This is a genomic window from Halobacillus karajensis, from assembly GCF_900108515.1.
GTDB lineage: Bacteria > Bacillota > Bacilli > Bacillales > Halobacillaceae > Halobacillus > Halobacillus karajensis.
In genome coordinates this window covers 17,292-42,144 of the sequence record NZ_FNWW01000016.1, presented here as the reverse complement: position 1 = coordinate 42,144, position 24,853 = coordinate 17,292, and the positions used below count along the sequence as shown (strand labels likewise).

The 24,853-nt window shown below is 39.6% G+C and carries 20 protein-coding genes, 3 tRNA genes and 2 rRNA genes; 19 read left to right on the top strand and 6 right to left on the bottom strand.

The features are described 5' to 3' along the window. The 10 genes from BLW54_RS19535 to tsaD form a co-directional block, all read left to right on the top strand. Nucleotides 1–132, top strand: a 23S ribosomal RNA gene (locus BLW54_RS19535); the annotation flags it as partial. A 93-nt stretch (nt 133–225) separates the two neighbouring features. Further along, nucleotides 226–339, top strand: a 5S ribosomal RNA gene (gene rrf, locus BLW54_RS19530). Between the two features lie 43 nt (nt 340–382). Continuing rightward, nucleotides 383–457: transfer RNA gene (locus BLW54_RS19525), tRNA-Asn, on the top strand. Nucleotides 458–517: 60 nt separating this feature from the next. Then, nucleotides 518–594, top strand: a tRNA-Met gene (locus tag BLW54_RS19520). A gap of 39 nt (nt 595–633) precedes the next feature. After that, nucleotides 634–710: transfer RNA gene (locus BLW54_RS19515), tRNA-Asp, on the top strand. Between the two features lie 109 nt (nt 711–819). Further along, nucleotides 820–1,863, top strand: a complete 1,044-nt coding sequence (gene thiL, locus BLW54_RS19510; protein WP_341853322.1) for a thiamine-phosphate kinase — start codon at nt 820–822, stop codon at nt 1,861–1,863. Beyond that, nucleotides 1,864–2,319, top strand: a complete 456-nt coding sequence (gene tsaE / locus BLW54_RS19505; RefSeq protein WP_074736376.1) for a tRNA (adenosine(37)-N6)-threonylcarbamoyltransferase complex ATPase subunit type 1 TsaE — start codon at nt 1,864–1,866, stop codon at nt 2,317–2,319. It abuts the gene before it with no gap. Beyond that, a complete protein-coding gene (tsaB, locus tag BLW54_RS19500) occupies nt 2,316–3,002 on the top strand; it encodes a tRNA (adenosine(37)-N6)-threonylcarbamoyltransferase complex dimerization subunit type 1 TsaB (RefSeq protein ID WP_035507866.1) in 687 nt (228 codons plus the stop codon). The genes tsaE and tsaB overlap by 4 nt, the downstream gene beginning before the upstream one ends. A 1-nt stretch (nt 3,003) precedes the next feature. Beyond that, on the top strand, nt 3,004–3,447 hold the full coding sequence (rimI, locus tag BLW54_RS19495; protein ID WP_035507868.1) for a ribosomal protein S18-alanine N-acetyltransferase: 444 nt from the start codon (nt 3,004–3,006) through the stop codon (nt 3,445–3,447). Continuing rightward, nucleotides 3,444–4,475: a tRNA (adenosine(37)-N6)-threonylcarbamoyltransferase complex transferase subunit TsaD gene (gene tsaD / locus BLW54_RS19490; protein ID WP_035507869.1), complete on the top strand. Its 1,032-nt coding sequence runs from the start codon at nt 3,444–3,446 to the stop codon at nt 4,473–4,475. The genes rimI and tsaD overlap by 4 nt, the downstream gene beginning before the upstream one ends. Before the next feature lie 377 nt (nt 4,476–4,852). On the opposite strand, the gene BLW54_RS19485 is transcribed toward tsaD, so the two are convergent. After that, complete coding sequence (locus tag BLW54_RS19485) at nt 4,853–6,790, bottom strand: ABC-F family ATP-binding cassette domain-containing protein (protein ID WP_074736374.1); 1,938 nt, start codon at nt 6,788–6,790, stop codon at nt 4,853–4,855. Nucleotides 6,791–6,958: 168 nt separating this feature from the next. Here BLW54_RS19485 and moaC point away from each other — a divergent pair, with 168 nt between their 5' ends. From moaC to BLW54_RS19470, 3 genes are all read left to right on the top strand, one after another. Beyond that, on the top strand, nt 6,959–7,444 hold the full coding sequence (gene moaC / locus BLW54_RS19480; protein WP_035507873.1) for a cyclic pyranopterin monophosphate synthase MoaC: 486 nt from the start codon (nt 6,959–6,961) through the stop codon (nt 7,442–7,444). Nucleotides 7,445–7,458: 14 nt separating this feature from the next. Beyond that, a complete protein-coding gene (locus tag BLW54_RS19475) occupies nt 7,459–8,118 on the top strand; it encodes a redox-sensing transcriptional repressor Rex (protein ID WP_035507874.1) in 660 nt (219 codons plus the stop codon). A gap of 224 nt (nt 8,119–8,342) precedes the next feature. Next, nucleotides 8,343–9,758 carry an MDR family MFS transporter gene (locus tag BLW54_RS19470; RefSeq protein WP_074736372.1) on the top strand — a complete coding sequence of 472 codons (1,416 nt, stop codon included), beginning with the start codon at nt 8,343–8,345 and terminating at the stop codon, nt 9,756–9,758. A 66-nt stretch (nt 9,759–9,824) separates the two neighbouring features. Here BLW54_RS19470 and BLW54_RS19465 read toward each other — a convergent pair whose 3' ends face one another. Then, the gene (locus tag BLW54_RS19465; protein WP_035507878.1) at nt 9,825–10,025 is read right to left on the bottom strand and encodes a YdiK family protein; all 201 of its coding nucleotides are present in this window, start codon (nt 10,023–10,025) and stop codon (nt 9,825–9,827) included. A gap of 2 nt (nt 10,026–10,027) precedes the next feature. Further along, the gene (locus BLW54_RS19460; RefSeq protein ID WP_035507879.1) at nt 10,028–10,741 is read right to left on the bottom strand and encodes a CPBP family intramembrane glutamic endopeptidase; all 714 of its coding nucleotides are present in this window, start codon (nt 10,739–10,741) and stop codon (nt 10,028–10,030) included. 263 nt (nt 10,742–11,004) lie between these two features. Here BLW54_RS19460 and groES point away from each other — a divergent pair, with 263 nt between their 5' ends. Next, on the top strand, nt 11,005–11,289 hold the full coding sequence (groES, locus tag BLW54_RS19455) for a co-chaperone GroES (protein ID WP_035507881.1): 285 nt from the start codon (nt 11,005–11,007) through the stop codon (nt 11,287–11,289). 57 nt (nt 11,290–11,346) lie between these two features. Beyond that, nucleotides 11,347–12,984 carry a chaperonin GroEL gene (gene groL, locus BLW54_RS19450; RefSeq protein WP_035507883.1) on the top strand — a complete coding sequence of 546 codons (1,638 nt, stop codon included), beginning with the start codon at nt 11,347–11,349 and terminating at the stop codon, nt 12,982–12,984. Nucleotides 12,985–13,499: 515 nt separating this feature from the next. On the opposite strand, the gene BLW54_RS19445 is transcribed toward groL, so the two are convergent. Then, nucleotides 13,500–14,678: a site-specific integrase gene (locus tag BLW54_RS19445; protein WP_074736370.1), complete on the bottom strand. Its 1,179-nt coding sequence runs from the start codon at nt 14,676–14,678 to the stop codon at nt 13,500–13,502. 2 nt (nt 14,679–14,680) lie between these two features. Further along, nucleotides 14,681–15,193 carry an ImmA/IrrE family metallo-endopeptidase gene (locus tag BLW54_RS19440; protein ID WP_074736368.1) on the bottom strand — a complete coding sequence of 171 codons (513 nt, stop codon included), beginning with the start codon at nt 15,191–15,193 and terminating at the stop codon, nt 14,681–14,683. A gap of 522 nt (nt 15,194–15,715) precedes the next feature. On the opposite strand from BLW54_RS19440, the gene BLW54_RS19435 reads away from it, so the two are divergent. The 3 genes from BLW54_RS19435 (at nt 15,716) to BLW54_RS19425 (ending at nt 21,989) form a co-directional block, all read left to right on the top strand. Beyond that, nucleotides 15,716–17,404 carry a hypothetical protein gene (locus BLW54_RS19435; RefSeq protein WP_074736366.1) on the top strand — a complete coding sequence of 563 codons (1,689 nt, stop codon included), beginning with the start codon at nt 15,716–15,718 and terminating at the stop codon, nt 17,402–17,404. 459 nt (nt 17,405–17,863) lie between these two features. Further along, complete coding sequence (locus BLW54_RS19430) at nt 17,864–19,393, top strand: hypothetical protein (protein ID WP_074736364.1); 1,530 nt, start codon at nt 17,864–17,866, stop codon at nt 19,391–19,393. Then, nucleotides 19,386–21,989 carry a phospholipase D family protein gene (locus BLW54_RS19425; protein ID WP_074736362.1) on the top strand — a complete coding sequence of 868 codons (2,604 nt, stop codon included), beginning with the start codon at nt 19,386–19,388 and terminating at the stop codon, nt 21,987–21,989. The genes BLW54_RS19430 and BLW54_RS19425 overlap by 8 nt, the downstream gene beginning before the upstream one ends. A gap of 321 nt (nt 21,990–22,310) precedes the next feature. On the opposite strand, the gene BLW54_RS19420 is transcribed toward BLW54_RS19425, so the two are convergent. Continuing rightward, nucleotides 22,311–23,324, bottom strand: a complete 1,014-nt coding sequence (locus tag BLW54_RS19420) for a hypothetical protein (protein WP_074736360.1) — start codon at nt 23,322–23,324, stop codon at nt 22,311–22,313. 387 nt (nt 23,325–23,711) lie between these two features. Here BLW54_RS19420 and BLW54_RS19415 point away from each other — a divergent pair, with 387 nt between their 5' ends. Beyond that, complete coding sequence (locus tag BLW54_RS19415; protein ID WP_074736358.1) at nt 23,712–24,713, top strand: DNA/RNA non-specific endonuclease; 1,002 nt, start codon at nt 23,712–23,714, stop codon at nt 24,711–24,713. The last annotated feature ends 140 nt before the right edge of the window (nt 24,714–24,853 follow it).

Below are 24,853 nucleotides of genomic sequence, written 5' to 3'. Positions count from 1 at the left end.
CCCCTTGAGATGAGATTTCCCTTTGCTTTAAGCAAATAAGATCCCTCAGAGACGATGAGGTTGATAGGTCCGAGGTGGAAGCGTGGTGACACGTGGAGCTGACGGATACTAATGGATCGATGACTTATCTATCTGATCAATATCGTTCGTGAAAAGACTCTTCCTTTTTCATTCTTGAATGTTTCCTTATCCAGTTTTGAGGGTTTACCTCAAACTTTATATTGATGTGGTGGTGAAGGCGAAGAGGTCACACCTGTTCCCATGCCGAACACAGCAGTTAAGCTCTTCAGCGCCGATGGTAGTCGGGTTTACCCCCGTGAGAGTAGGACGCCGCCACATTGATACTCTTTCCTTCTTGCAGCATTGGAATATTTAAAATTATTCCAACGTAGCTCAGTGGTAGAGCAATCGGCTGTTAACCGATCGGTCGTAGGTTCGAATCCTACCGTTGGAGCCATTCTTTCTTTAGATTAAGGTTAACAGTTTATTATGGGAGTACATTCATTTCCCACATTATCGCGGGGTAGAGCAGTCTGGTAGCTCGTCGGGCTCATAACCCGGAGGTCACAGGTTCAAATCCTGTCCCCGCAACCAAATTTAATGATAGTACCTTTCTTTTTTTTTATAAAAAATGGTCCGGTAGTTCAGTTGGTTAGAATGCCTGCCTGTCACGCAGGAGGTCGCGGGTTCGAGTCCCGTCCGGACCGCCACTACTTAAAATTAAACTTTCAGCCTTAGGATGTTTTCCTAAGGCTTTTATTATGGATTTTTTTATATCTTCCCTTCTCTTGGTATAATAGGGATACTAGCTATTATACGATGAGTTGGATTCCGGTTGTCTTGCCGGAAGCAGCCATAAGAGAAAGGGACATACACATGGATGAGTTTTCATTTATTCGATCGATCCAACCGGAATACTATCAACAATCTTCTTTAATTAAAGGAATCGATGATGATGCAGCTGTCTTTCGTCCGACTGACAGGGATATAGTTACGGCAGTAGATACGATGGTCGAGGGGGTTCACTTTTCAAGAGAGACGATGGAGCCTGCTCATATAGGTTATCGAGTTCTGGCCGCCAATTTGAGTGATTTAGCAGCTATGGGGAGTACTCCCCTGTTTTACATGGTTTCGATTACCATTCCTCCGAATTGGCAACAGGAAGAATTGGAAGTTTTATATGATGGGATGAATCAATTGGCTTCCCGCTATAAAATGGACTTAATCGGTGGTGACACGGTGTCTGGCCGGGAACTTTCGTTGACAGTTACTGTGATAGGGTCTGTTCCTAAGGAAAAAGCACGCTATCGCTCTGTCGCAAAACCAGGAGATATTCTGTTCGTTACGGGGACATTAGGGGACTCTAGAGCTGGACTAGAATGGCTTTTGAATGATGGAAAAGGGGCCACGGAAGACATTACATATCTCATTGAACGACATCGAGAGCCAACCCCTAGGGTAGAGTTTGCCGAGCAATTGGAAGAGCTTGAAAGGGTAGCTCTGAATGATGTGAGTGACGGTATAGCAAATGAAGCCAATGAAATTGCGGAAGCATCGGATGTTGATCTCCATATGGACTTGGAATCTCTTCCTTTTTCTAAGCAAATTCGGATAAGCTATCCAGATCAATATGAAGAATGGGGTTTGTCCGGTGGCGAAGATTTTGAACTCTTAGGCACTGTATCCGAAGCAGAATGGATCTCAGTAAAAGAAGCAGCTGAGAGGACAGGCATTCCAGTAACAAAAATCGGCCAGGTGAACGTAAAACAAGGATCATCTGGAGTCGTTAAAATTTACAAAAAACAACAATGGGAAGTCTTGAAGCCTTCCGGTTATACACATCTGACGGGAGAGGGTGAGTAAATGGCTGTATTTGAATGGAAGAGTTCATCCGTTGAAGAAACACAGAGGGTAGCTGAGCAGCTTGGTGAACGACTGCGGCCTGGCGATGTACTTACATTAGAAGGAGATTTGGGTGCAGGGAAGACGACGTTCACGAAAGGACTTGGAAAAGGTCTTGGCGTGAAAAGGACCATCAATAGTCCAACCTTTACAATTATGAAAGAATATCAAGGACGTGTGCCTTTTTATCATATGGATGTTTACCGTCTGGAAGATAGTGATGAAGATCTCGGTTTTGACGAGTATTTCGATGGAGATGGGGTAACGGTCGTGGAATGGGCCCAATTCATTGAGGAGTTTTTACCAAAAGAACGCTTAGACATCACGATTCGTTATATGGATGACTCGACACGTTTATTAATAATGGAAGCCTCATCCGACCATTTTGAGGAACTATGTAAGGAGATTTTAGGATGAATATACTGGCGATTGATACATCGAATTATGTCATGGGCGTAGCCGTCATGAGGGATGGGGCTGTAGCTGGTGAATACATCACGAATATCAAAAAGAACCACTCCATCAGGTTGATGCCGGCTATTGATCAAGTGATGAAAGAGACAGGGATGAAGCCAGAAGATTTGGACAGGATAGCCGTTGCACATGGCCCAGGATCTTACACAGGTGTCCGTATTGGTTTGACGACCGCAAAAACAATGGCATGGTCGCTAGGAATACCTGTTGTTGGTGTGTCCAGCTTAGAGGCTGTAGCCAGGCAGGGCGCTTTTTTCCAGGGGTATGTCTGTCCATTCTTTGATGCAAGAAGAGGTCTTGTCTACACAGGATTGTACAGGTCTGATATGAAGCTTGAAAAAGAAGAGACGAATGTGTTGATGGAAGAATGGCTGCATCAACTGAAGGAGTTGGAGGCTCCTATTCTATTTCTAAGTCAGGATCTTGCTGTCCATAAGGAGACGATTGAAGAGGTCCTTGGTGAAAGTGCGTTCATACCTGGGGCCCCATATCAATATGCACGTCCGGCAATTATTGCTACAATAAGCGCAGAAAAAGAACCCTGTCCTCTTCATGAGCTTGTGCCGAACTACTTGCGCATTCCTGAAGCTGAAGCGAAGTGGCTGGAGCAGCAGGAGAAAAAGTAAGATGGCGATAATCAGAAAGATGACGATTGACGATGTTGAGGGAGTGATGGCTGTGGAGGAGGCTTCATTTGCCGTGCCATGGTCAGCTGATACGTTTCATAAGGAAATAGATGATAACCCGTATGCCCATTATTATGTAGTGGAAAAAGAGGGGAGAATCATTGGGTATTGTGGTTTGTGGCTGATTATTGATGAGGCCCATATCACAAACATTGCCATTCATCCGGAGCAACGTGGGAATAAATATGGAGAGCGATTGTTTCGGCATACATGTAAGGAAGCGATTGAGCATGGGGCGATCCAGCTGTCGCTTGAAGTAAGAGTTTCTAATACAGCCGCGCAGCATATGTACCGGAAGTTCGGAATGGTACCTGGAGGCATTCGCAAAAGGTACTATACGGACAATGGAGAAGATGCGTTAGTTATGTGGGTGGGATTAAAATGAAGCAAGATCAATACATTTTAGCGATTGAAACAAGCTGTGATGAAACAGCCGTCGCGATTGTCAAAAACGAAACAGAACTAATCACAAATGTGGTGGCTTCTCAAATTGAGAGTCATAAACGATTCGGTGGTGTTGTTCCGGAAATTGCCTCAAGGCACCATATTGAACAAATCACGATTACACTGGAAGAAGCGCTTGAGGATGCAGGAATGACCCTCGATGATATGGATGCCATTACGGTCACAGAGGGACCGGGTCTTGTTGGGGCTCTTCTTGTAGGCGTTAATGCGGCTAAGTCCATTGCATTCGCCAAACAGAAGCCGCTAGTTGGAGTCCACCATATCGCAGGTCACATTTATGCGAACCGTTTAGAGAAAGAATTTGAGTTTCCATTGCTATCCTTAGTGGTTTCAGGAGGGCATACAGAACTTGTTCTTATGCGGGAGCATGGCTCATTTGAAATCATCGGCGAAACCAGGGACGACGCTGCAGGGGAAGCGTATGATAAAGTGGCGCGTACCCTTAAACTTCCTTATCCCGGTGGTCCTGAGATCGACCGCCTTGCTCAGGAAGGGGAAGAGACGATTGATTTTCCTCGGGCATGGCTTGAAGAGGCCTCCTACGACTTCAGTTTCAGCGGATTGAAGTCAGCTGTCATCAATCGTCTTCATAAAGCGAAGCAGAGAGGGGAATATTTGAAGCCAGAAGATGTGGCTGCAAGTTTTCAGGCAAGCGTTGTGGATGTCTTGTCCACCAAAGCCTTCCTAGCAGCTGAAGCATATGGTGTCAAACAGATCATTGTCGCTGGTGGTGTAGCTGCTAACAAAGGTTTACGTGCAGCTTTAAAGGAAAAATTCCAGGATAGTAAGGCAGAACTCCTAATTCCGCCATTGGAGTTATGTACGGATAATGCAGCGATGATCGCGGCTGCCGGTGCCGTTGCTTACAATCAAGGACACCGTGCAGAGTGGGGTTTAAACGCTAATCCAGGCCTCGATCTTGAACTTTTTGGCTCAAGGAAAAAGTGAATCAGTGTCTTGATGAGTGCATGTACGTGCAAAGCTCTCCTTTTATATAAGGGGAGCTTTTGCCGTTTTAACGGGGTGTGAATAAGTGAAGAGGATAAAGGAAAGGAGTCCTATCCACATGTGTATAAACATACAGTGGACAAAATAAAGGTGGATAAGTAGAAATAGTAAAGAAAACGGTCCCAAAAATGTGGATAACATCTGCTGTTTTTGTGGATAATGTGCATAACCCTGTTGAGAACTGTAAAAAACGGTGTTCACCTGTTGAAAACTATGTGGACAATAAATACCTATTCATACACCTTTATACATTTGGAAGAAAATAGTGTACCAGGTCATCCAATTTCTGGATGACCTGGTACACCTGTTTTTGGAAGTCAGGATTCGTGGAGGGTTTCCCATTCTTCCATGAGTGCTTCCAGTTGTTTTTGGATTTGGTCGTTGTCTTCTGTAATTTCAAGTGATTTCTCGTGATCTTGATAAACCTCAGGGTCGCACAGCAGTTTTTCATTTTCTTCGAGCTTCTCTTCCAACGCTTCGATTTCTGTTTCGATTTCTGCTATTCTTCGGATCTTTCTTCGTTCTTCCCGCTTGGCTGCTTTATCTTCTTCAAAGCTGTTCTTCACAGCATAATCCTGTGGCTGTGGTTCGTTCTGCAGTCGTTCGGCTTCTTCGAGTTGGGCAAGCTCAGCTTCTTCTTGTTTCTTATTTACATAGTAGTCGTAATCTCCAAGGAAAAGCCGGGTTTTCTCTGGGTTCATCTCTATCACCTGTGTGGCAATCTTGTTGATAAAATAACGGTCATGAGAAACGAAAAGAAGAGTTCCCGGATAATCCACAAGTGCCGCTTCCAATACTTCTTTACTGTCTAGATCCAGGTGGTTGGTCGGCTCGTCTAGAATTAAGAAGTTAGCTTCCTTCATCATTAATTTGGCAAGCGATAACCGGGCTTTTTCCCCGCCACTAAGAGCGGATACTGGTTTTAGTACATCTTCACCGGAAAAAAGAAAGTTGCCGAGGATGGTGCGGATATCTTTTTCGTTTTTCATTGGGTAATCATCCCACAGTTCATTCAGAACCGTTTTCTTTGAATCCAACTTGGTCTGTTCCTGATCATAATACCCTATTTGTACGTTCGTCCCTATCAGTTTTTCCCCTTTAGATGCCTCCAAATCACCGATGATTGACTTCAATAAAGTTGTTTTTCCAACACCGTTTGGTCCGACAAGAGCGACAGAATCGCCCCGGCTGAGATCAAGGGACAAGTGTTCAAAAAGGTAATCTTTACTGTCGTCATAGCGGAAAGCATAATTGCGTAGCTTCAACACATCATTTCCGCTTCGTTTGGCCGTCTGAAAGCTGAATTTTGCTGATTGGTTATCGTCTTTTGGCTTTTCAAGCTTATCCATTTTCTCCAGTTGCTTTCTCCGACTCTGGGCTCGTTTACTTGTCGTCGCACGGACAATGTTCTTTTGGATGAAATCCTCCATCCGCTTGATCTCTTCCTGCTGTTTCTCAAAACGCTTGAGTTCATGTTCGTAGTCTGCTTCCTTCTTCTTCAAGTAATCACTGTAATTTCCGTGATATTTCTTTGAAGATTGAAAGGCCACTTCATAGACTGTATTCACAATCTTGTCGAGAAAATAGCGGTCGTGGGAAACGATTACAACCGCTCCCTGGTAGCCCTGCAGGTAGCTCTCCAGCCAACTTAGTGTATCAATGTCCAAGTGGTTGGTCGGCTCGTCAAGGATCAGAACATCAGGATTTGTCAGCAAAAGCTTCCCTAAAGCCAGACGGGTTTTCTGACCACCGCTCAAAGAGTTAATGGAGGTATTCCAGCTGATGTTTTTGAAATTCAGGCCATTCAGTACGGCCCTAATATCGGCTTCGTACTGATAGCCGCCTGCTGTTTTGAAATATTCCTGTTTTCGGTCATAATCAGCAAGCAGCTGCTGGTAGCGTTTCTGATCTTCCAACAGACCCGGATCGGCCATTTGCACTTCCATGGAGCGAAGTTCTTTCTCCAAGTCCTTCAGGTAGGTAAATACTTTCTCCATCTCATTCCAAATTGTTTCTCCGGACTCAAGTCCAGTATTTTGTGCTAAATATCCGATGGTTGTTTCTTTTGGTTTGAAGATATCTCCCGAATCGTGACTCATTTCGCCGGCCATGATTTTGAGCAGGGTCGATTTTCCCGCCCCGTTACGACCCACGATAGCAATCCGGTCATTCATTTGAACTTCCAATTTGATATTCGATAAAATTAACTCTGCGCCAAAACGCTTCGTCAATTGGTTTAATTGCATGAGAATCATGTCGTTTCACCTCAATAAAATCAGTGTATCTCATAGACACATCCCCTAGCAACAGAATGCCCTCCAAGTATGTGAAATCTTTAACGACTATCGTTTGATTTTTTGATAGAATAAGAGTAGTGTTTCAATCAGTACTTAACGATCTTCAACAAAAAGGGGTAGGCGAAAATGGCAGAGTTCACTCATTTCAATGATCAAGGGCGTGCCCGTATGGTCGATATTTCTGACAAGAAGGAGTCTGTACGGACGGCTGTCGCAGTCACAAGTATCGAAGTGGACGAAGAGATTTACCGGAAAATCACCCATCATGAAATTGGAAAAGGGGATGTGCTTTCTGTTGCGCAGGTAGCCGGCATCATGGCAGCGAAGAACACCTCCGACTGGATTCCGATGTGTCACCCATTGTCCCTCAAAGGGATTGACGTTTCCTTTGATTGGAAACTTGAAGAAAAGCCTACATTATTAATAGAGGTTTCTGTGAAAACGAAAGGGAGTACAGGGGTGGAAATGGAAGCGCTAACGGCCGCTTCAGCCACAGCCTTAACCGTTTATGATATGTGCAAAGCTATAGATAAAGGGATGGTCATCGGTCCGACATATCTTAAGGAAAAGACCGGTGGCAAGAACGGTGACTACAGTAGAATAGACCGGTAAAGGAGTCAGATGCTATGGATATAGAACAAACGAAAATTCCCCAGGCGACAGCGAAGCGGCTGCCGCTCTATTATCGCTTTTTAAATAATCTTCATACGCAAGGGAAATTACGCGTCTCCTCAAAAGAATTAAGTGAAGCAGTCAAAGTCGATTCAGCAACCATCCGCCGTGATTTTTCTTACTTCGGGGCTCTTGGAAAAAAAGGATATGGCTACAATGTGGAATACCTGCTGTCCTTTTTCCGGAAAACACTCGACCAGGATGAAACGACACGTGTGGCTTTAATCGGAGTCGGAAACCTGGGAACAGCTTTTTTGAATTACAACTTTATGAAAAATAATAACACGAAAATTGAGATCGCTTTTGATGCGAATGAGGAAAGGGTCGGTACAGAAGTCGGCGGGGTAGATGTTGAGCATATTGACCATTTAGAAGAAAAGCTTGGAGGTATTTCCGTAGCTATCCTTACTGTGCCGTCCTCAGCTGCGCAAGGGATTGCTGATCGACTTGTGAAAGCAGGTATCTCGGGGATCCTAAATTTTACTCCTGCGAGAATTAGTGTACCTTCCGATGTGCGTGTCCACCATATCGACCTTGCTATCGAACTTCAGGCGCTTGTCTATTTCCTGAAGCATTATCCATTGGACGAAGAAAATATAGAGGAAGAAGAGTAAACAAGAGGATGCTGTGTGACGGCATCCTTTTTTTCTGCCCACTCTTTTAATTCAAGCTTTCAACGGATTTAAATGTGCCGTTTGCTGCTATTATGGGTTTTGCGAAGAGGATCCCTTTAAACTTCTGCAGGGAGAGAAAGCAGGTGCGCGATCATGGTTAGAGGGAGAGACAAGTGGTATAGTAAATAATAGTTCGTGTATCGAAGAAAAGGGAGGAGGAAGCCATGAGTAAACTGCCGAATAAATGGCTCGTTGTTGTTTCTGTTTTGTTTGGAACCTTCACTGTAATTCTCAATAATAGTATGTTGAACCCTATTTTACCGAGGTTTATAGAGATCTTCGAATCCAATGCCGTCGCTGTGGGATGGATTCTAACGATCTTCATGGTATCGATGGGGATGACGATGCCGCTCACCGGCTATTTTGGTGACCGGTTTGGGAAGAAAAAGGTCTATCTAGTTGGCTTATGCATATTCCTGATTGGTTCAACCCTTGGGTTCTTTTCCACCACCCTCGCCATGGTTATTTTATCTCGTGCCATTCAAGGGATGGCCGGAGGGTTGATGATGCCGATTGCCATGGCACTTATCTTTAATTCTTTTCCACGAAATGAGAGGGGACTTGCTGTTGGTGTCTACGGGGTAGCGGCAATGGTCGCTCCTGCGGTTGGACCGACGATCGGTGGTTTTCTCATTCAATACTTCGAATGGCCATGGCTGTTTGCCTTTAATGTACCGTTTGGACTCACAGGGCTGGTTCTTTCCTATAAATTCCTGGAACGTACGGAAACGGATCCATCAAAACGGTTTGATTTCATCGGCTTCCTTATTATAGCTACAGGTATTGGCTCGGTGCTGTTTGCACTTGGAAGAGGAAAAACACTCGAGGCTCTTTTTGATCCTTTCAATGTGACCTTGATCATTATAGGAATCCTTGCCCTTGTCAGTTTTGTCTTTTATGAAAACAAGCAGGATGATCCACTGCTGAATGTATCAGTTTTCAAAGTGCCTACCTATTCAGTATCCATTTTAGTCACATCTGCTGCTTCGATCGGGCTGTTTTCAGGTATCTTTTTATTGCCTTTGTTAATCCAGAATGTCTACGGCCTCAATGAAGTGATGACAGGGTTATTGTTCTTGCCGGCGGCCGCTGCTAGTGGAATATTTATGTCGATCGGTGGCCGACTCCTTGATAAAAAAGGGCCCAAATACGTCGTCCCCCCAGGGCTTACGATTATGGCTTTAGCCACAATTGCTCTCAGCTTTTTGCAATTGTCCACACCGTACTGGCTGATTTTACTGTTAAATACAGTGAGAGGTCTTGGCATGGGGATGGGGAACATGCCGGCAACGACATCTGGTATGAATAGTATCCCGGACCATCTCGTTGCCCAAGGATCAGCAATGAACAACATCATCAGGCAGATCTCCTCCTCACTTGGGATTGTCTTTTTCTCCATTTATTATGAAGTAAGACGAGCACAGGTGTCGGCGAATCCGGATATCGATATGCAGGCAGCCACATTGCAGACGTTAAATGAAGCCTTTCTCGTGTCTGCAGTCGTGCTCATCATAGCGATCCCGTTTTCATTCATCTTGAAGGGAGTCCAGGACGACGAAGAAGTGGAAAAAGAAGCATAAAAAAAGCAGGTCCATTCGAAAGGACCTGCTTTTTTATTTTAGCGACGTTTACATATAGAGCGGCTGCTACTTTTTCTTCGCATTCTTAATCTTATGATGTAAATTGTATAGCCGGATCGAAACGGCAATATTGAACGTCGCAACAATGGCCAGGATGATGGTCATCGCATTCCAAACCGTTTCTTCAGCCGCCTGGGCAGCAATATAGGTGAACGCAATGCCCATCATCATGTAAAGAAAAGCCATGAATAAGGGTGATGTTCTCATAATTATAAAAAGCCTCCAATAAAGATGGTCTCCAGCTGTTCCTGCATCCGACGGATATCTTCCTCTGTGAGGAAGTACTGTGAAATGACAACAAATGAGTTCATCGCCATATGAGCCACGATTGGTGTAATAATTCGTTTTGTTTTGACATATAGGAAGGCGAACACGACTCCCATGGAGAAGTACACTAACATGTGACTGAAATCGAAATGGAAGGCTCCGAAGACTAAAGCAGACACGAGGACAGCCAACCAAAAATTCGTCCGTTTATAAATCGAACCGAATATAATTTTACGGAAAATAATCTCTTCCGTAATCGGCGCGAACACGACAGGAAGCAGGATGAACAACGGAGATTCACGGGCGATTTCCATCAATCCCATTGTATTTTCGGATCCTGGCGATACGCCGAACCATTCACGTTCAATACTTGCAGCAATCGCTTGAGCGAACAACGCTAGAAAGACACCAGCAATCGACCAGAGGACCACTTTTCCCGGACCGGCTTTATTCTCCTCACGCACCATGGTGTCCGGTTCATTGTTGCGCAGTAAAAGCAGAATAATGAGGGTTGCCACTGTAAAACTGAAAACAGACCAGATGGCAATCGCATCGAAGCGGGGCATCCCCGCCCACATCATCACAGGTGTAGCAATCAACGCTGAGAGCTGTGTCACAATATAGGTCACGATAATGTACCAATAATATTTTGGCATAAAGGCACGACTCCTTTTATAAATACCATTTAAATCCTTCAATATACATACTTTATGTATTCTATCACAGTTTCAAAACCAGACGTAAGGAATAAGGGTTACTGTAAGAATTTTGTCGAAAAAAGAAGTGTAAAAATTCTATAGTTTCTACTTGAAAAACGAGAGTGAATTGATTATTATAATAATTGTGTTAGCACTCACTAACGGAGAGTGCTAATAACCGACAAAAAATTGATAGAACCATATCAAGGAGGGTGTCCTAATTGTTAAAGCCACTTGGTGATCGTATTGTTATTGAACTAGTTGAAGAAGAACAAACTACTGCGAGCGGAATCGTACTTCCAGACTCTGCGAAAGAAAAGCCACTGGAAGGTAAAGTCGTTGCTGTCGGCACAGGCCGCGTAACAGATAACGGTGAGAAAGTCGCATTGGAAGTTGCTCAGGGAGACCGTGTCATCTATTCTAAATTTGCGGGTACAGAAGTGAAGTATGAAGGCAGCGAATACTTGATTCTTCGCGAGTCTGATGTACTTGCTGTCATCCAGTAGTCACTTTTTCTATAAGAATACTTAGAGATACGATTTTAATAAGGAGGGCATTATAAAATGGCTAAAGAAATTAAATTTAGTGAAGACGCACGCCGCTCTATGCTGCGCGGTGTAGATACATTAGCAGATGCTGTAAAAGTAACACTTGGACCAAAAGGACGTAACGTGGTTCTAGATAAGAAATTCGGTTCCCCACTAATCACAAACGACGGGGTAACCATCGCGAAAGAAATTGAACTAGAAGATCACTTCGAAAATATGGGTGCACAGCTTGTATCCGAAGTTGCTTCAAAAACAAACGATGTTGCTGGTGACGGTACAACTACAGCAACCGTTCTAGCACAAGCGATGATCCGTGAAGGTCTTAAAAACGTAACCTCTGGTGCGAACCCAGTTGGAATCCGTCGTGGAATCGAACAGGCAACTGCCGTAGCAACAGAAGAACTTCGTAAAATCTCCAAACCGATCGAAGGCCGTGATTCAATCGCGCAAGTAGCAAGCATCTCTGCTGCTGACGATGAAGTTGGCCAGCTGATTGCTGAAGCTATGGAGCGTGTAGGCAACGACGGCGTTATTACAATCGAAGAATCTAAAGGATTCAACACAGAACTAGAAGTGGTTGAAGGTATGCAGTTTGACCGCGGCTATGCTTCTCCATACATGGTTACAGACCAGGATAAGATGGAAGCGGTTCTTGAAGATCCTTATATTCTTATTACAGACAAGAAGATCAACAACATCCAGGAAGTCCTTCCTGTTCTTGAACAAGTGGTTCAACAATCCAAGCCACTTCTATTGATCTCTGAAGACGTTGAAGGCGAAGCACTTGCAACACTTGTTGTGAATAAACTTCGTGGTACATTCAATGCCGTAGCTGTTAAAGCTCCTGGCTTTGGTGACCGTCGTAAAGCGATGCTTGAAGATATCGCCACATTAACGGGCGGCCAAGTCATCACTGAAGATCTTGGACTTGACTTGAAGAATACAACGATCGACCAGCTTGGACGCGCGTCTAAAGCAGTCATCACAAAAGAAAACACAACGATTGTCGAAGGTGCTGGAAACCCTGAGCAGATCTCTTCCCGTGTCGCTCAAATCCGTGCCCAAGCAGAAGAAACTTCTTCTGAATTCGACAAAGAAAAACTACAAGAGCGCCTTGCGAAACTTTCTGGCGGCGTAGCTGTTATCAAAGTAGGAGCAGCGACAGAAACTGAATTGAAAGAGCGTAAACTACGCATCGAAGACGCCCTAAACTCTACACGAGCAGCTGTAGAAGAAGGCATCGTTGCTGGTGGTGGTACAGCTTTAGTTAACATCATCAACTCTGTCCAAGGCCTTGATCTATCAGACGACGAAGCAACAGGTGCAAGCATCGTTCTTCGTGCGCTTGAAGAGCCAGTTCGCCAAATCGTTCACAACGCGGGTCTTGAAGGATCCATCATCGTTGAGCATCTGAAAGGCGAAGAAGTCGGCGTAGGCTTCAACGCAGCGTCCGGCGAATGGGTGAACATGGTTGAACAAGGAATCGTTGACCCAACGAAAGTGACACGTTCTGCGCTTCAAAACGCAGCTTCCGTAGCCGCTATGTTCTTGACAACTGAAGCGGTAGTCGCTGATCTTCCAGAAGAAGATAACGGCGCTGGCGGCGGCATGCCTGACATGGGTGGCATGGGCGGTATGGGCGGCATGATGTAATCATGCCCCCATGACCCTTGATATCAAGGGTTTAGCTTCACCCATAAAGTCAAAATGACATACTTTTGACATACTTCTCTTAAAACCCTATGAATTATCTAAAGCCTCTCATGAGTTCACCGAACTTTTGAGAGGCTTTTATGCTTCTACTGCTTTTCGTACGTCATTCCTTATTAATTACTAAATGAATCAGGGAGGAAGTACTATTAATGCTAATGCTATTAAGTTGATACGGGTGACCAATGTTAATGATAATTTACAAAGAGCATCTTTTGAAGTTGACCAAGGTCGTAATATTGTTGTTATTGATTCCAATAAGAATGTTTACCCTAAAGCTTATAAAGATTATTACCAAGAAATAGTTGATATTCATAAGTTGAAACTCATTACTGAAGGCTGGAGGCATTTCTGATTTTGGCTTGTTAAGTAAAAACATTAATAGTTCAGCGATCCTTTGAAGCCATGGAATCTGCTTTAGCATTGATGTGTAAAACTAAAAAACTTTCGTGATAATATTAAATATCCAAAAATCCTCTCATGAGTTCACTGAACTTTTGAGAGGATTTTTCTTCCATGTTTTCAGTGATATGAGCGTAAATATTCATGGTTGTATTTATGTCTCCATGCCCTAATCGTTGTTGAATTTCCTTAACTCCTACTCCTGCTTCAATTAATAGAGAGGTGTGGGTGTGGCGTAAGGAGTGAGGGGTAAGTTCCTTATCGATACCACTAATTTTTAATAAACGTCTCATATGGGTGTTTACGGTCTTTAAGAATTCAGGGTATCCAAGGTTCTTAACTTCCTTAGCAAAAACAAAATCCAGTTGAGTATATTCGTTCTTCATTTTTTCAATGAGATCATCCTGGTGTCCCTTGTGTTTTTTGAGGACCTCAATAACTCCAACGTCCATTTTTAGCGTTCTTATTGATCCTTTAGTTTTAGGGGTCAATAATTGGTATTCTTTTGTATTATTGTTGGGGTTGTAATATGTTTTGGTTACTCTTAAGGTTTTTTTATCCATATCTATATCCGACCATTTTAATGCGATCAGTTCACCTACTCGTAACCCACTATAAGCAAGTGTCAGAAACATGGGGTAGTCTTTATCAATGCCACTTTCCTTGGCAGCATTAAGAAAACGAATAAGTTCTTCTTTTTCCATAAATTTAATTTCACCTTTACTGCTTTCTACCTCCTCAACGGTTTCCACTTTGCGTGGAATTTTTGCAAAGTCGCAAGGACTGTCCTTAATTATGTTAAATTCCACAGCTTTCCTAAAAACCATTCTCCCTGTTGCATGAATACCATCCAAAGTATTAAACGCATAGCCTGCATTATGCAGCGAAGCAAGCATGGCTTGATACTGTTTGCGCGTGATATCTTTTATTTTTTTATCTCCAAAAAATCTATTTAAGTGATCCAAGTTTTGCTGTCGGTTTCTCACAGAACTAATTTTAGCGGTTTCACGATAAGTGTTAATCCACTCTACAGTAAATTCTTGAAAGGTAATATTCTGTTCTTGAACATATGTGTTTTCATATACTTCCTTTTCTACTTCAACTGCAGCCATCTGAGCTTCCTTTTTAGTCTTAAACCCTCCTTTAGATGTGAATTTCTTTTTCCCGGTGGATGGATCTATACCGGTATATATTTGAAAGTACCATCTACTACCTCTTTTTCGGAAATTAGCCATATTTATCCCTCCTTTTTCATATTAAAGAATGGAGATCTAAAAGATGGTACAATTCGACTCTTAATTTTTTCTAAACGTTCCATGCAAACGTTCTTTGGAATCATAAAATCACGTGACAACTGGTCAACAATTGCAGGGTTAGCAAAGTTATATTCATTAATCATATGGGTGGGAAGTGAGGCATAAAGAGTAAAGTGCCTAGCATCTCTCTCCTGAAGTTCGTAAAAAGGATGTGGCATGATAGATTGGCGTCCTGCATGTCTTACAGCATGGCAAAGCTCATGGAAAAATTGCTCTCGTTGTTGTATATATGGCAGGCGACTATCCAAGACAATTTCTTGAAACTTCCCTACTTTCATGTAACTAGCTTGAGTAGGTCTACAAGTCACAAAGATTTGTGACTCTGATCCAATGTTGTAAACATTTAAATCATTTGGCTCTGTAAACTTGTGTTTTTTATACCACTGAGTTATTAGGTCTTCTAGAATTGTGGTTGTGTAGTAAGGAAACCTCAAACTAATCACCGTCCTTACAAGCATTATACGAACGTGTGTTCTGTTAATCAATAATTGATTACAAAAAATGGATAAGAGTAGGGGAATCGTAAATGGAATTTATATTTCTTATTCTCAAAAAAAAAATAAATATAGGAATTCATCTCCAGAAACATAATGAAATTAAGATTCATAGTTTTGGAGAGTGATATAAGATGTTCCTATCAGAAGCATGGCAAACGTATTATGTCGATAAAAAGTTATTCGTTACTAATTTTGAGAACATATTGCTTACAATTTAATATGTTGGTGAAGTACTTTGGAGATGTTGATACAGAAGAGGTGGCTTTAGAACATATGTCGATTTAATACTGATAAATTTCGTTTCTCTACCTAAAAGTTATTGCGCACCAAAAGAACAAAGGTTCTATATTTTTTATCCCCCATAATATGTAAAAGGTGATACGCTATTATTATTGAATACTTGTAAGTAATCAATTAGGAATGCTAATAAAATAATTAATACTGCACAGGGGGAATTTTGTGACTACTCGAGTAATTAACATATATAGAGTATTTAATTATAATAAAGAACAATATTCAGAGATTATTCAGAACATAAAGTATTCTCGAGCTTTTTTAAGCTTTATAGACTCAAGTAAAGAAAGAGGACATGGTAATAAAAGGTTTGAATCATATTTAGACACAAAAACACACGCATATTTTTTAGAAAGAGGAAATGAGACTATAGATAAAGGAATAGGGGTGAGGGTAGACGCTGAAAGTGATAGGCAGAAGTGGAGAGATTTTATAGAAACATTTGGTGTGGATGAGGATTATTACATTGCAGCAATCAATAAGCACAGTAAAGGACTATTTCTATATGAACAGAATTTTTATGACGAGGCAACTTATATGGATGAAAGTTTTGAGAATACATACAGAGAGTATTTGTCGAATAGTTTCAATCAAAGTAATTATGAGCGTTTTACATTGTTACCATTTTTAGGTTGGTATGAGGGGCAATTAGTTACTCCAATAGTGCAAGTAAGTATTCATAAATCTGGCATAATGAGTCTATATATACAAATTAAACATCAAACCGATCAGATAGCAAAAGAAGAGGTTCCTAGTTATTTCTCCTTAGATAATGTGAAATTTCCTGTTAGAAAGAAGGAATACAGGATACTGGATTATGCTCTTAAAGTGAATAAAGACAATGAACGTGTTTTACCTAATGATTACAATAAAGGAAAGAGTGCGAGCATAGATGAGATCGTCAATGTTTACATAGAAAATATTGAAGTTTGGGGGGGCGTTAAAGACAACTTGGAGGAAGGAGTTAGTTCTATTGGCTGGATAATAATTAATGAAGACGACCACCAAGAAATCCATGATCAATTTGTTGAAAGGAATAAATTACAGTATGTTAAACTCCTTAATAATTCCAGTGAAGCATTAGTAAACAAATATAGCACTTCGAAATTAGATTCTATTTTAGAGGAAGGAAAAGTGTATAATACTAAATCTTTTAGTTATTTTTGTAATGACGTGTCTAACATTTTAAGTATTGAATCTAAAGAACTAGAAAATTCAACTAGGAAAAGTTTAGTAGAATCGGAAGATATGTTTAGAGCTAATGGAACTTATGATTTAGAATACAAAAAAGTTTATTCAAGAATACTCTGTAAAATGATAGCTGATATTATAGGTTTTTATGAGTTGGTTTTGCTGAAAAAAGCTTATTTAAGAAATTTGCTAAATAATATTTCTTCAGGTGAATATGGAGAAATTAATCAATATAATCGAGTGAAAAGTGAGCTAAATCATATAAGGCTTAAATATGACAGTGATGTAATGTTCCAATCCGAAGGGAGTCCGAAGACTATATATAACAAAATTGAGATACTCTCCGGTACTAGCAGTCTTCTTAATAAGGTTGATTACTTTGTGAGAGAATTACGAGATGATATTGAAAAGCAAAACATTGAATATGGTAAGGAAAAGAACCTATCTCACAGGATTTTTGAAAACAATTTAGTTGTTTTAACTCTTATTTTTACATCATTTATGAGTTATTCGGGATTAGATATATTGCTCAAAAACCACTTGGATCCATACGTGGACTGGTTTTCTAATTGGATTACGTTTGGAATATGGCTACCCTTAAATATATGGATTGCTTTTACAGTGTTAATGAAAAAGCCTAGGAAAAAAGCTCATGATAACTAACCTTATAATAAGTCACCGTAAACTTAATTCCTAAATAAGTATCAATTATTTTAGATTATCTTGACTTCGAGTTATCCAGAAAAGGGGCCTTTCTTCAAATATTTCATATAAATATGACAAACAAACTCGAGATGGTGAATATGGCGAACAATTTAAATCGTCCATTTCTTTGGGGGATTTAATAGATTTGAATAGTGGGAAATTCTATTAAATTATTTAAGTACAATAAAAAGGGTTATGAAAAATAAAATAATGTTATTTCAGGGAAGGGCGCACTTCAAGAAGATTGGATTGCGTCCTTTGTTCCGTTAAAGAGGGTGAACCTGAAACACTGGTTGTTCGTTTTTCTTTTTTTTGCAATATCTCTAGTACTATGTAGCACAATCTCTGTTCCCAAGATTGTGCTAAAATTATAATAGATTTACTTTCCTACAATATAGAGAGGTGACCACTGTACAAATGACACAAGGCCCAAGGTGGACAACAAATAATTTCAGGACGATTAATGGGGAAGACCATTTGGGGATTCTTTATGTTGGGATTTCAATTGCGGATACATTGCAATCTGGAATTACAAGTATTACCCCGAGGGCGAGGTATTGGTCGTTCTTCGCATGGGTACTGAAAGATTTTATTGAAAATGTGCCGGATAAAAAGTCAGTACAAAATTTTAAAACCTATTTAAAAAAACAAGAATGGTATTATATTCTAGCAAACATTGCAGAAGCTGAAGAACGAGAAGGAACTATTAATAGTGTGATTGGAAGTACCCATGGATATAAAGTATGGAATTCGGATCAACAGGGATTTTCTGTTGATACAAAGTATGTAAAGGATCCATTTGGAGGATATGGGACGTATCGAAACGTAATGAAGATTATGGGGGTCACCAAAGCTGGTGATGCAAAAAAAGGTGTTAACATTGATAGGTTAACACCTTTTGGAAAAGAGTTAGCCGATTCGTTTGAGCTTAACGTAAAAGATACTACGTATTATAAAACACATAGAAAGCAAGATGAAAATGTCCCAAGAGAAGTCTTAGTTGAATATGGCAAAGTTGCTGCTTTAGCATCATTAGATGCTTGCTCAAAAGATAGAAAACTACTCACAAACATGTTTATGCCAGAGCAACCCAAAAGTCCAAAAGGGGAATGGCGGAGAGATTCACTTCTTTATTATATGATTTTAATTAACCACTTTAACGGGCAGAAAGTATCGATTCAAGATTGGCAACATCACATGTATGATAGCTTTTATCATAATAAAATAAACTTACAAGCTGGAGTGAACGAAGTTGCTATTGGTTGGGAAATTTATCAGGCGAGACAATTTTTCACTTATAGTCTCCTAAATATATGGGCGTATCTTTTAGATAAAATGTCCAAAAGAGTATACACAAAAGCGGAACTAATTTCTGCGGTGTTAGTGGAATTAAGTGATCAGGGCTATGATTTACGACAGACGGTTAAAGATCTGGAAAATGATCTTTCATTTCCATTTGATAGGCGAGAAACATTTCTCAAACATATGGAAGAACAAGAAAAAAGTGTGAAAAATCATCTGTGGCAGCCCTTACTAATCATGTTAGATGTAAATCTGCGGTTACAAAATCGAGCCGACTTTCAGGATTTTCACTATGAATTGCTTCGCCTTGGTGGAAGAGATAGTATTTCTTTTCAAAGTTGGACATCGTTGATAGAAGGACACAAGACTAAACCAGTAAGCAAGTTTATTAGTTATATTTTAAATTATTATATTCTTGATCAACATCAAAAAGTTGCTTTAAATAAAATGATTACGACTAATAATGAGACGTATCACTTTACTGAGAACAATGGCAAGCTATACCTAATTGCCGAAGATACCCCTGTATATAATACGTTTCGTGTATATCAAGGGTTGAGCATTTTAGAAGACCTTGGCTTAATTACGCAAAAAAAGCGCGTCTATCATGTAACACCTTTAGGTGAGGTGAAACTAAATGGATAAGATTAACATACTAGAAGAGTTGAAACATAACGGATACAAGGTCGCACTATTTTCATCCTTTTCCACAGATTTAGTTTTTTTTGAAAAGATGATTCTGCGTCATTTGTTAGATAATGGTTGTACATATATTGGGCTGTTTATTGATCATAATAGTTTACAAGAGTCGGTGAAACATCCAAATATCACCGAACTCGGAAAAAGTTATCTGGTAACACCAATGGAAACTAAACATGCTTTTCATCCAAAAGTGTATTTATTATTAGGTGAAAAAAAGGCAAAGCTGATTATTGGTAGTGGCAATTTAACCCCTTCTGGATTTATAACGAACAAAGAATTATTCAACGTATTCACCTATGAGGTTGGAAGAAATAAAGATCACCTTCACATCATTAATGCTGCTTTAAGCATGTTTTGGCAAACGAAGCCAAGTAATAATAAATTGATGGAAGAGTTGATGGCTCAACTACAGACTTTTTACTATTTAAATAACTTTAATCGGGAAAATAATGCACTATCGATGTTCATGAATCTTGAGAGGTCAATACAAGATCAATTAAGTGAGATCTTACCAGAAGTAATTAAACGAATTGATTGCATGACACCATACTTTGATCAATCCCTTGCAGTTATTAATCATTGGCAGCAAAAATATAACCCTGAAAAGGTTTCCATCTATTTACAAAACAAAACTACGAATTTCCCATTAACTAAAAAGGATGATTCGAGGTTTGATTTGTATGAAATGAATTTCACAGAGGATAATCATAAAAGGTATCATGGAAAAGTTTTTCGATTTATTGGTGAACAGGAAGAGGTTATTGTATATGGAAGTGCCAACTGTAGTCGCCAGGCATTGTTACAAACAAGTGCGGACGGTAATACGGAAGCGGTTATTGCGGAGAAAGGACCAAAGGGTAAGTTCGATCCTTTTTTTGACGAAGAATTTAATTTTGTTCCTTTAACTGATTTGTTTGAACTTATGCCGGAAGAGGTAAATCAGGAACAGCAAAAACAAACGATTCAATTTATTGAGGGCGTATTGGACCAAAACAAGCTGACCATAAAGCTAAAATCGACCATACCAATCGATCAGATTCATGTTTGTGCCGAACAAGGAAAGAAGATCGATCAGGTTGAATCCTACTACACGTATGTGTTCGACCGTAATTTAGACAAATTAAAAGAAACTTTTGACATTTTGATTACAACACCGAATCAAGTTCTAGAATGTGTTGGTTGGTATCATGATACCCAGATGTTGTTGAAGACCTTTGCTAATATGAAGGATTCGCCATACCATTATTTAGAAAAGGATTCAAATATGGAAGAGTATCAAACACTTGTGGGTTTGCTAGATGATTTGAATAATCGGTTAATTCTAACAGAAGACGATATTGAACAAGCGAATCAACAAAGGGGCTCTACAAACATACACCAACAAGCAGAATTACGTGGGGATAAGGAACACATTAGTGATAATTTAGAAGATTATTATGTATCTACGGAGGAACCAGGAAAATCTTATGGGGTTATTGGTGGGGTAGATGTCTTTACTAATTTAATCCGTGCACTGAATCGACATTTTCAAAACACTAGCGAGGAACCGATAGATGTGAAGCAGGAACCCCCACCCTCCGGTAATAATGAAACTACTATAAAAGAAGCGGATAATGTAAAGCTATTAGAGAAAAGAATGAAGCGGTTTATTAAGAAGTTCCATAGAGGTATACACTCGCGGGACTATTTAGAAAAAGTTAATAACGAGATACTAATAAAAAATATAGCAATATATAATGGATTCTTATGGAAGCTATATGATGTTGATTCTGGCTTTATAAGTACAGGGGATCTAATTCAAGAAAACTTAGACATTGCTAAAACAATGGAAAGTTATTGTGAGATGAATATTTTAGATGGGGAAAGTATGGAAGTGCGAGATATAGTAACGAAGTTATTATCCAGTATCGTTGCAAAGGAATACCTATTAGCAAGCGAGGATAACTATGATCAAGTTCGGATACAAAAGAAAGAATTAGCTCTACATCTAAAAAAGATACATCAACATGTGTATCCGATCAGAGAAACCTATAGAGACTTTTGGGAGCAAATCCAAAATCACTTAAATAAACTGAATTTGCACGTCAAACAAATAGATTTTGAAAACTTTCTAGAAACTAGATTTCCAATATGTACGTTTGAGCAATTTATACACCAATTGAGGACAATAACTACTTTTACTGTTGTTCAGGAACCATTTATCGATGAAACTAAATTAATTCTTTCAAGAGAAGTTAACATTAATGCTGAATTTAACTTATTGCAATTAAATTTATTATGTAAAATGCTAAGTGTAGAAGAGTGGGAAGGAATGAAGAGCTTCAAAATTATATGGCGAAATTCCAATGAGCAAGCACCATTAACCAGATTTATTCTTTATTATAATCAACGAAAAAATGTGATGAAACAAAAGTTTGTCTATCGGAAATCCTTAAATCGTGATTCAAAAATAAGAGAAAAAAAGCATGTTTATAAGCATAGCCTACAAGTTGCGTTAGAGAAGGGTAATCCTGAAATTATTGCTAGGGGTTATAAATGAAATTCTCTTTCAGATTTCTTGTTACACAGTACAACGATACTGTGCATTCAAAAAACATCTTTTTGTACTGATTTTATAAAAAATGTACTTAAAGTAACGGGTGCGTTAATTTATTATTTGATACAAGATATCTCGAAATCAAGTCTTCCGTAAACGGGGGCTTAAGTTTAAAGTGGGTTGCTGCGGCAATCCTTGTTTCTTATTCGACTATCGGGTCAAGTTAGTGGAAGAAATAGTTGTGACTAGGAAAATGGATGATAATATAAAAAAAGACACCGAAGTGTCTTATATACTTTCAAATCAATACCTGAAAATATGTGATTAAATAATTTCAGCAGTTTTGAGAAATTCTATTTCCTTATCGTATGTATTACGAGTATAAGGAATTTCCATTAAAGGTATATTATGTGACTTGGCATAGGCACGTTTCAATTCGTCATTCTTTACTTGAGACTCGAATTGTGAAACGCTACCGAATTCAACTACAGGCTTATAATGTTGTTCACCTTGACACTCAATAAGACATTTAATGCTATTATCTGAACCGAGAATAGCAAAATCATAACGCAACAATTTCTTTTGACCTACACCATATAAGTCTGGAAACTCAATTTCAACTCTATATGCTATATTATGTTCTTTCAATATTTTTATAGTTCGCCATTGAAACGATGAAATGTTATGACAGTCACAAAAAGCATTACAATAATATCCATCTAACGCTCTAGACCCGTATGCATCGATTTTTATCTCAAAATCTGATGATTTAAATTCATATTCTTTTCCACACAGATAACAACGACATTTATATAATTTATATACAATAACTTCGCCACCTCTCTTTTTTCGTTTGTCATGTGTAATGATTTTCCCCTCGTAATTTTCATTAATACATTCTAATATCTCTAATGATTCATGTATGGTATTGAAATAATCAATATGATAGCTTTCGTCTTTTACTCTGGGATATGAAGCCAATCTCTTTTTAATACGCTCTTGCTTTAACGCACATTTTTTTTGTTCTCCTATCTCTCCAAGTCCTTCACAATCTCTCCATCTCTTGAAAAATAACTCCCTTTCATTTAAATAAACTATTCTTCCACATTTACACTGACATTTGTATTTCTTTACTGACTTACGTTCTTGTATCCATTTATCAAAAGTATCCACTGATTCAAAATTATTATTAGGATTTTTTCCCCCATTTATAAACTTTTGCTTGTCTTGTTCTAAGCGTTCAATTCGTTTTTTAATGACTTTTTCTTGATATTCTTCAAAACCCCCGATTATAGTAAAACATCCATGTTTTATTCCAATAGGTAATTCCTTGTCCATGTATTTCGATCCTCCCCATTTTTACTAATTTGTCTGTCTATTTGCCTGTATAATATCACGTGTTTGTAATAAATAACACATAAACTAACGGGTGCGTTAGTTGAAAATCTGCTTCAATATCTCGAAATCAAGTCTTCCGGAATTGGGGGCGATTGTTCAATAAGAGCAATCGCTTTTTTATTAATGGGCAGTATTTTTCAGTAAAAAAACACCAAAAAATGAGCATTTACTGTAAAATAATATTAGATCTAGAATTGTGTTAAATAAAAAGCGATTAACTTAATTTTTTGCCTACAAATGTATAATAAAAAAAGTAGGACATGTTAGTTTAATTAGAATTTAATGAATGAAGGTACAGAGCGGAAAAACTATGTAGGAGTGTCCAAAATGAAAAAGGAAATAAACTATTTAACTTTACTTTTGATGATCTTTTTTATGATTGGTTGCACCAATGCCGAAGATCCAGCCACTTCAGAAGGAGAGGTGGAAATAGAAACACAAGAAGTAACCACAGATGATGCAACGAAAGATAATGAATCAGACGGAGAAACAGATATACAAGAAGGAAATTCATCTGCTGATACCACTACTAGTGGTGAAAAAGAAGAAAGCACTGTTGTTGAGAAGGAACCCACAGAGGAAGACTCAACCGAAACACAGGATGACCTATTTTCAGGATATGAACGACTGGAAGTAGATGGTGGGGACCTCAGTGGAGATCGAGCCTCTAATGTCGTAGTAGATATAGGTTACGGAGACAGGGAGTACTGGGCCTTTACGAATGAGTACGGACAGTTAGTGAAAGTCGTGGCTGATGAAATCATTCTGCAGGACGATAGTGCGGAACCGGTCTTATCATCCGGCAGATACTTCTCAGACGAAGCAAAAGTACCTGGTGTCGAAAGTGATAAGTTAGATGAAGGGCATATCATTGCCGACTCTCTAGGAGGGGTTTCTAACGCATATAATATTACCCCACAAGAAAGCACCCTGAACCGGCATGGGGATCAAGCGTACTTGGAAGATGCTATACGGAAGGCAGGGGGCGCTACAAATTTTGAAGCAATAATCACTTATCCTGATACGAAAACGCACATTCCTTCCGATTATCAATATACTTACACGTTACATGGCAATGAAATCATCGATACCTTCGACAATGTAAATCCAGACGAAGTGAATGAATCACTCGGACTAACTAATGACGATTCCTCCAATTCCACCGGCTCCACCGAGGAAGGGGACGTTTCTAGCGTTGATACGAATGGCAATGGTCAGGTGACGATCCAGGAAGCAAAGGATGCTGGTTTCAGTATGCCGATTACGAGTGATCATTGGTTATATCAATACATGAGAGATAATGATGGAGATGGTATGGTTGGGGAGTAAATTTCTTGGACGCTGAGAACAAATAAATGAACGCAGAACATGTCTGTAAGTTTTATATTTATATTAATTTAGAATTCTCTTTAGTAAAGGGTGGTTTCAATAAAAATCGCCTGAAGTAATAGAGCGTGTCTTCAGATACG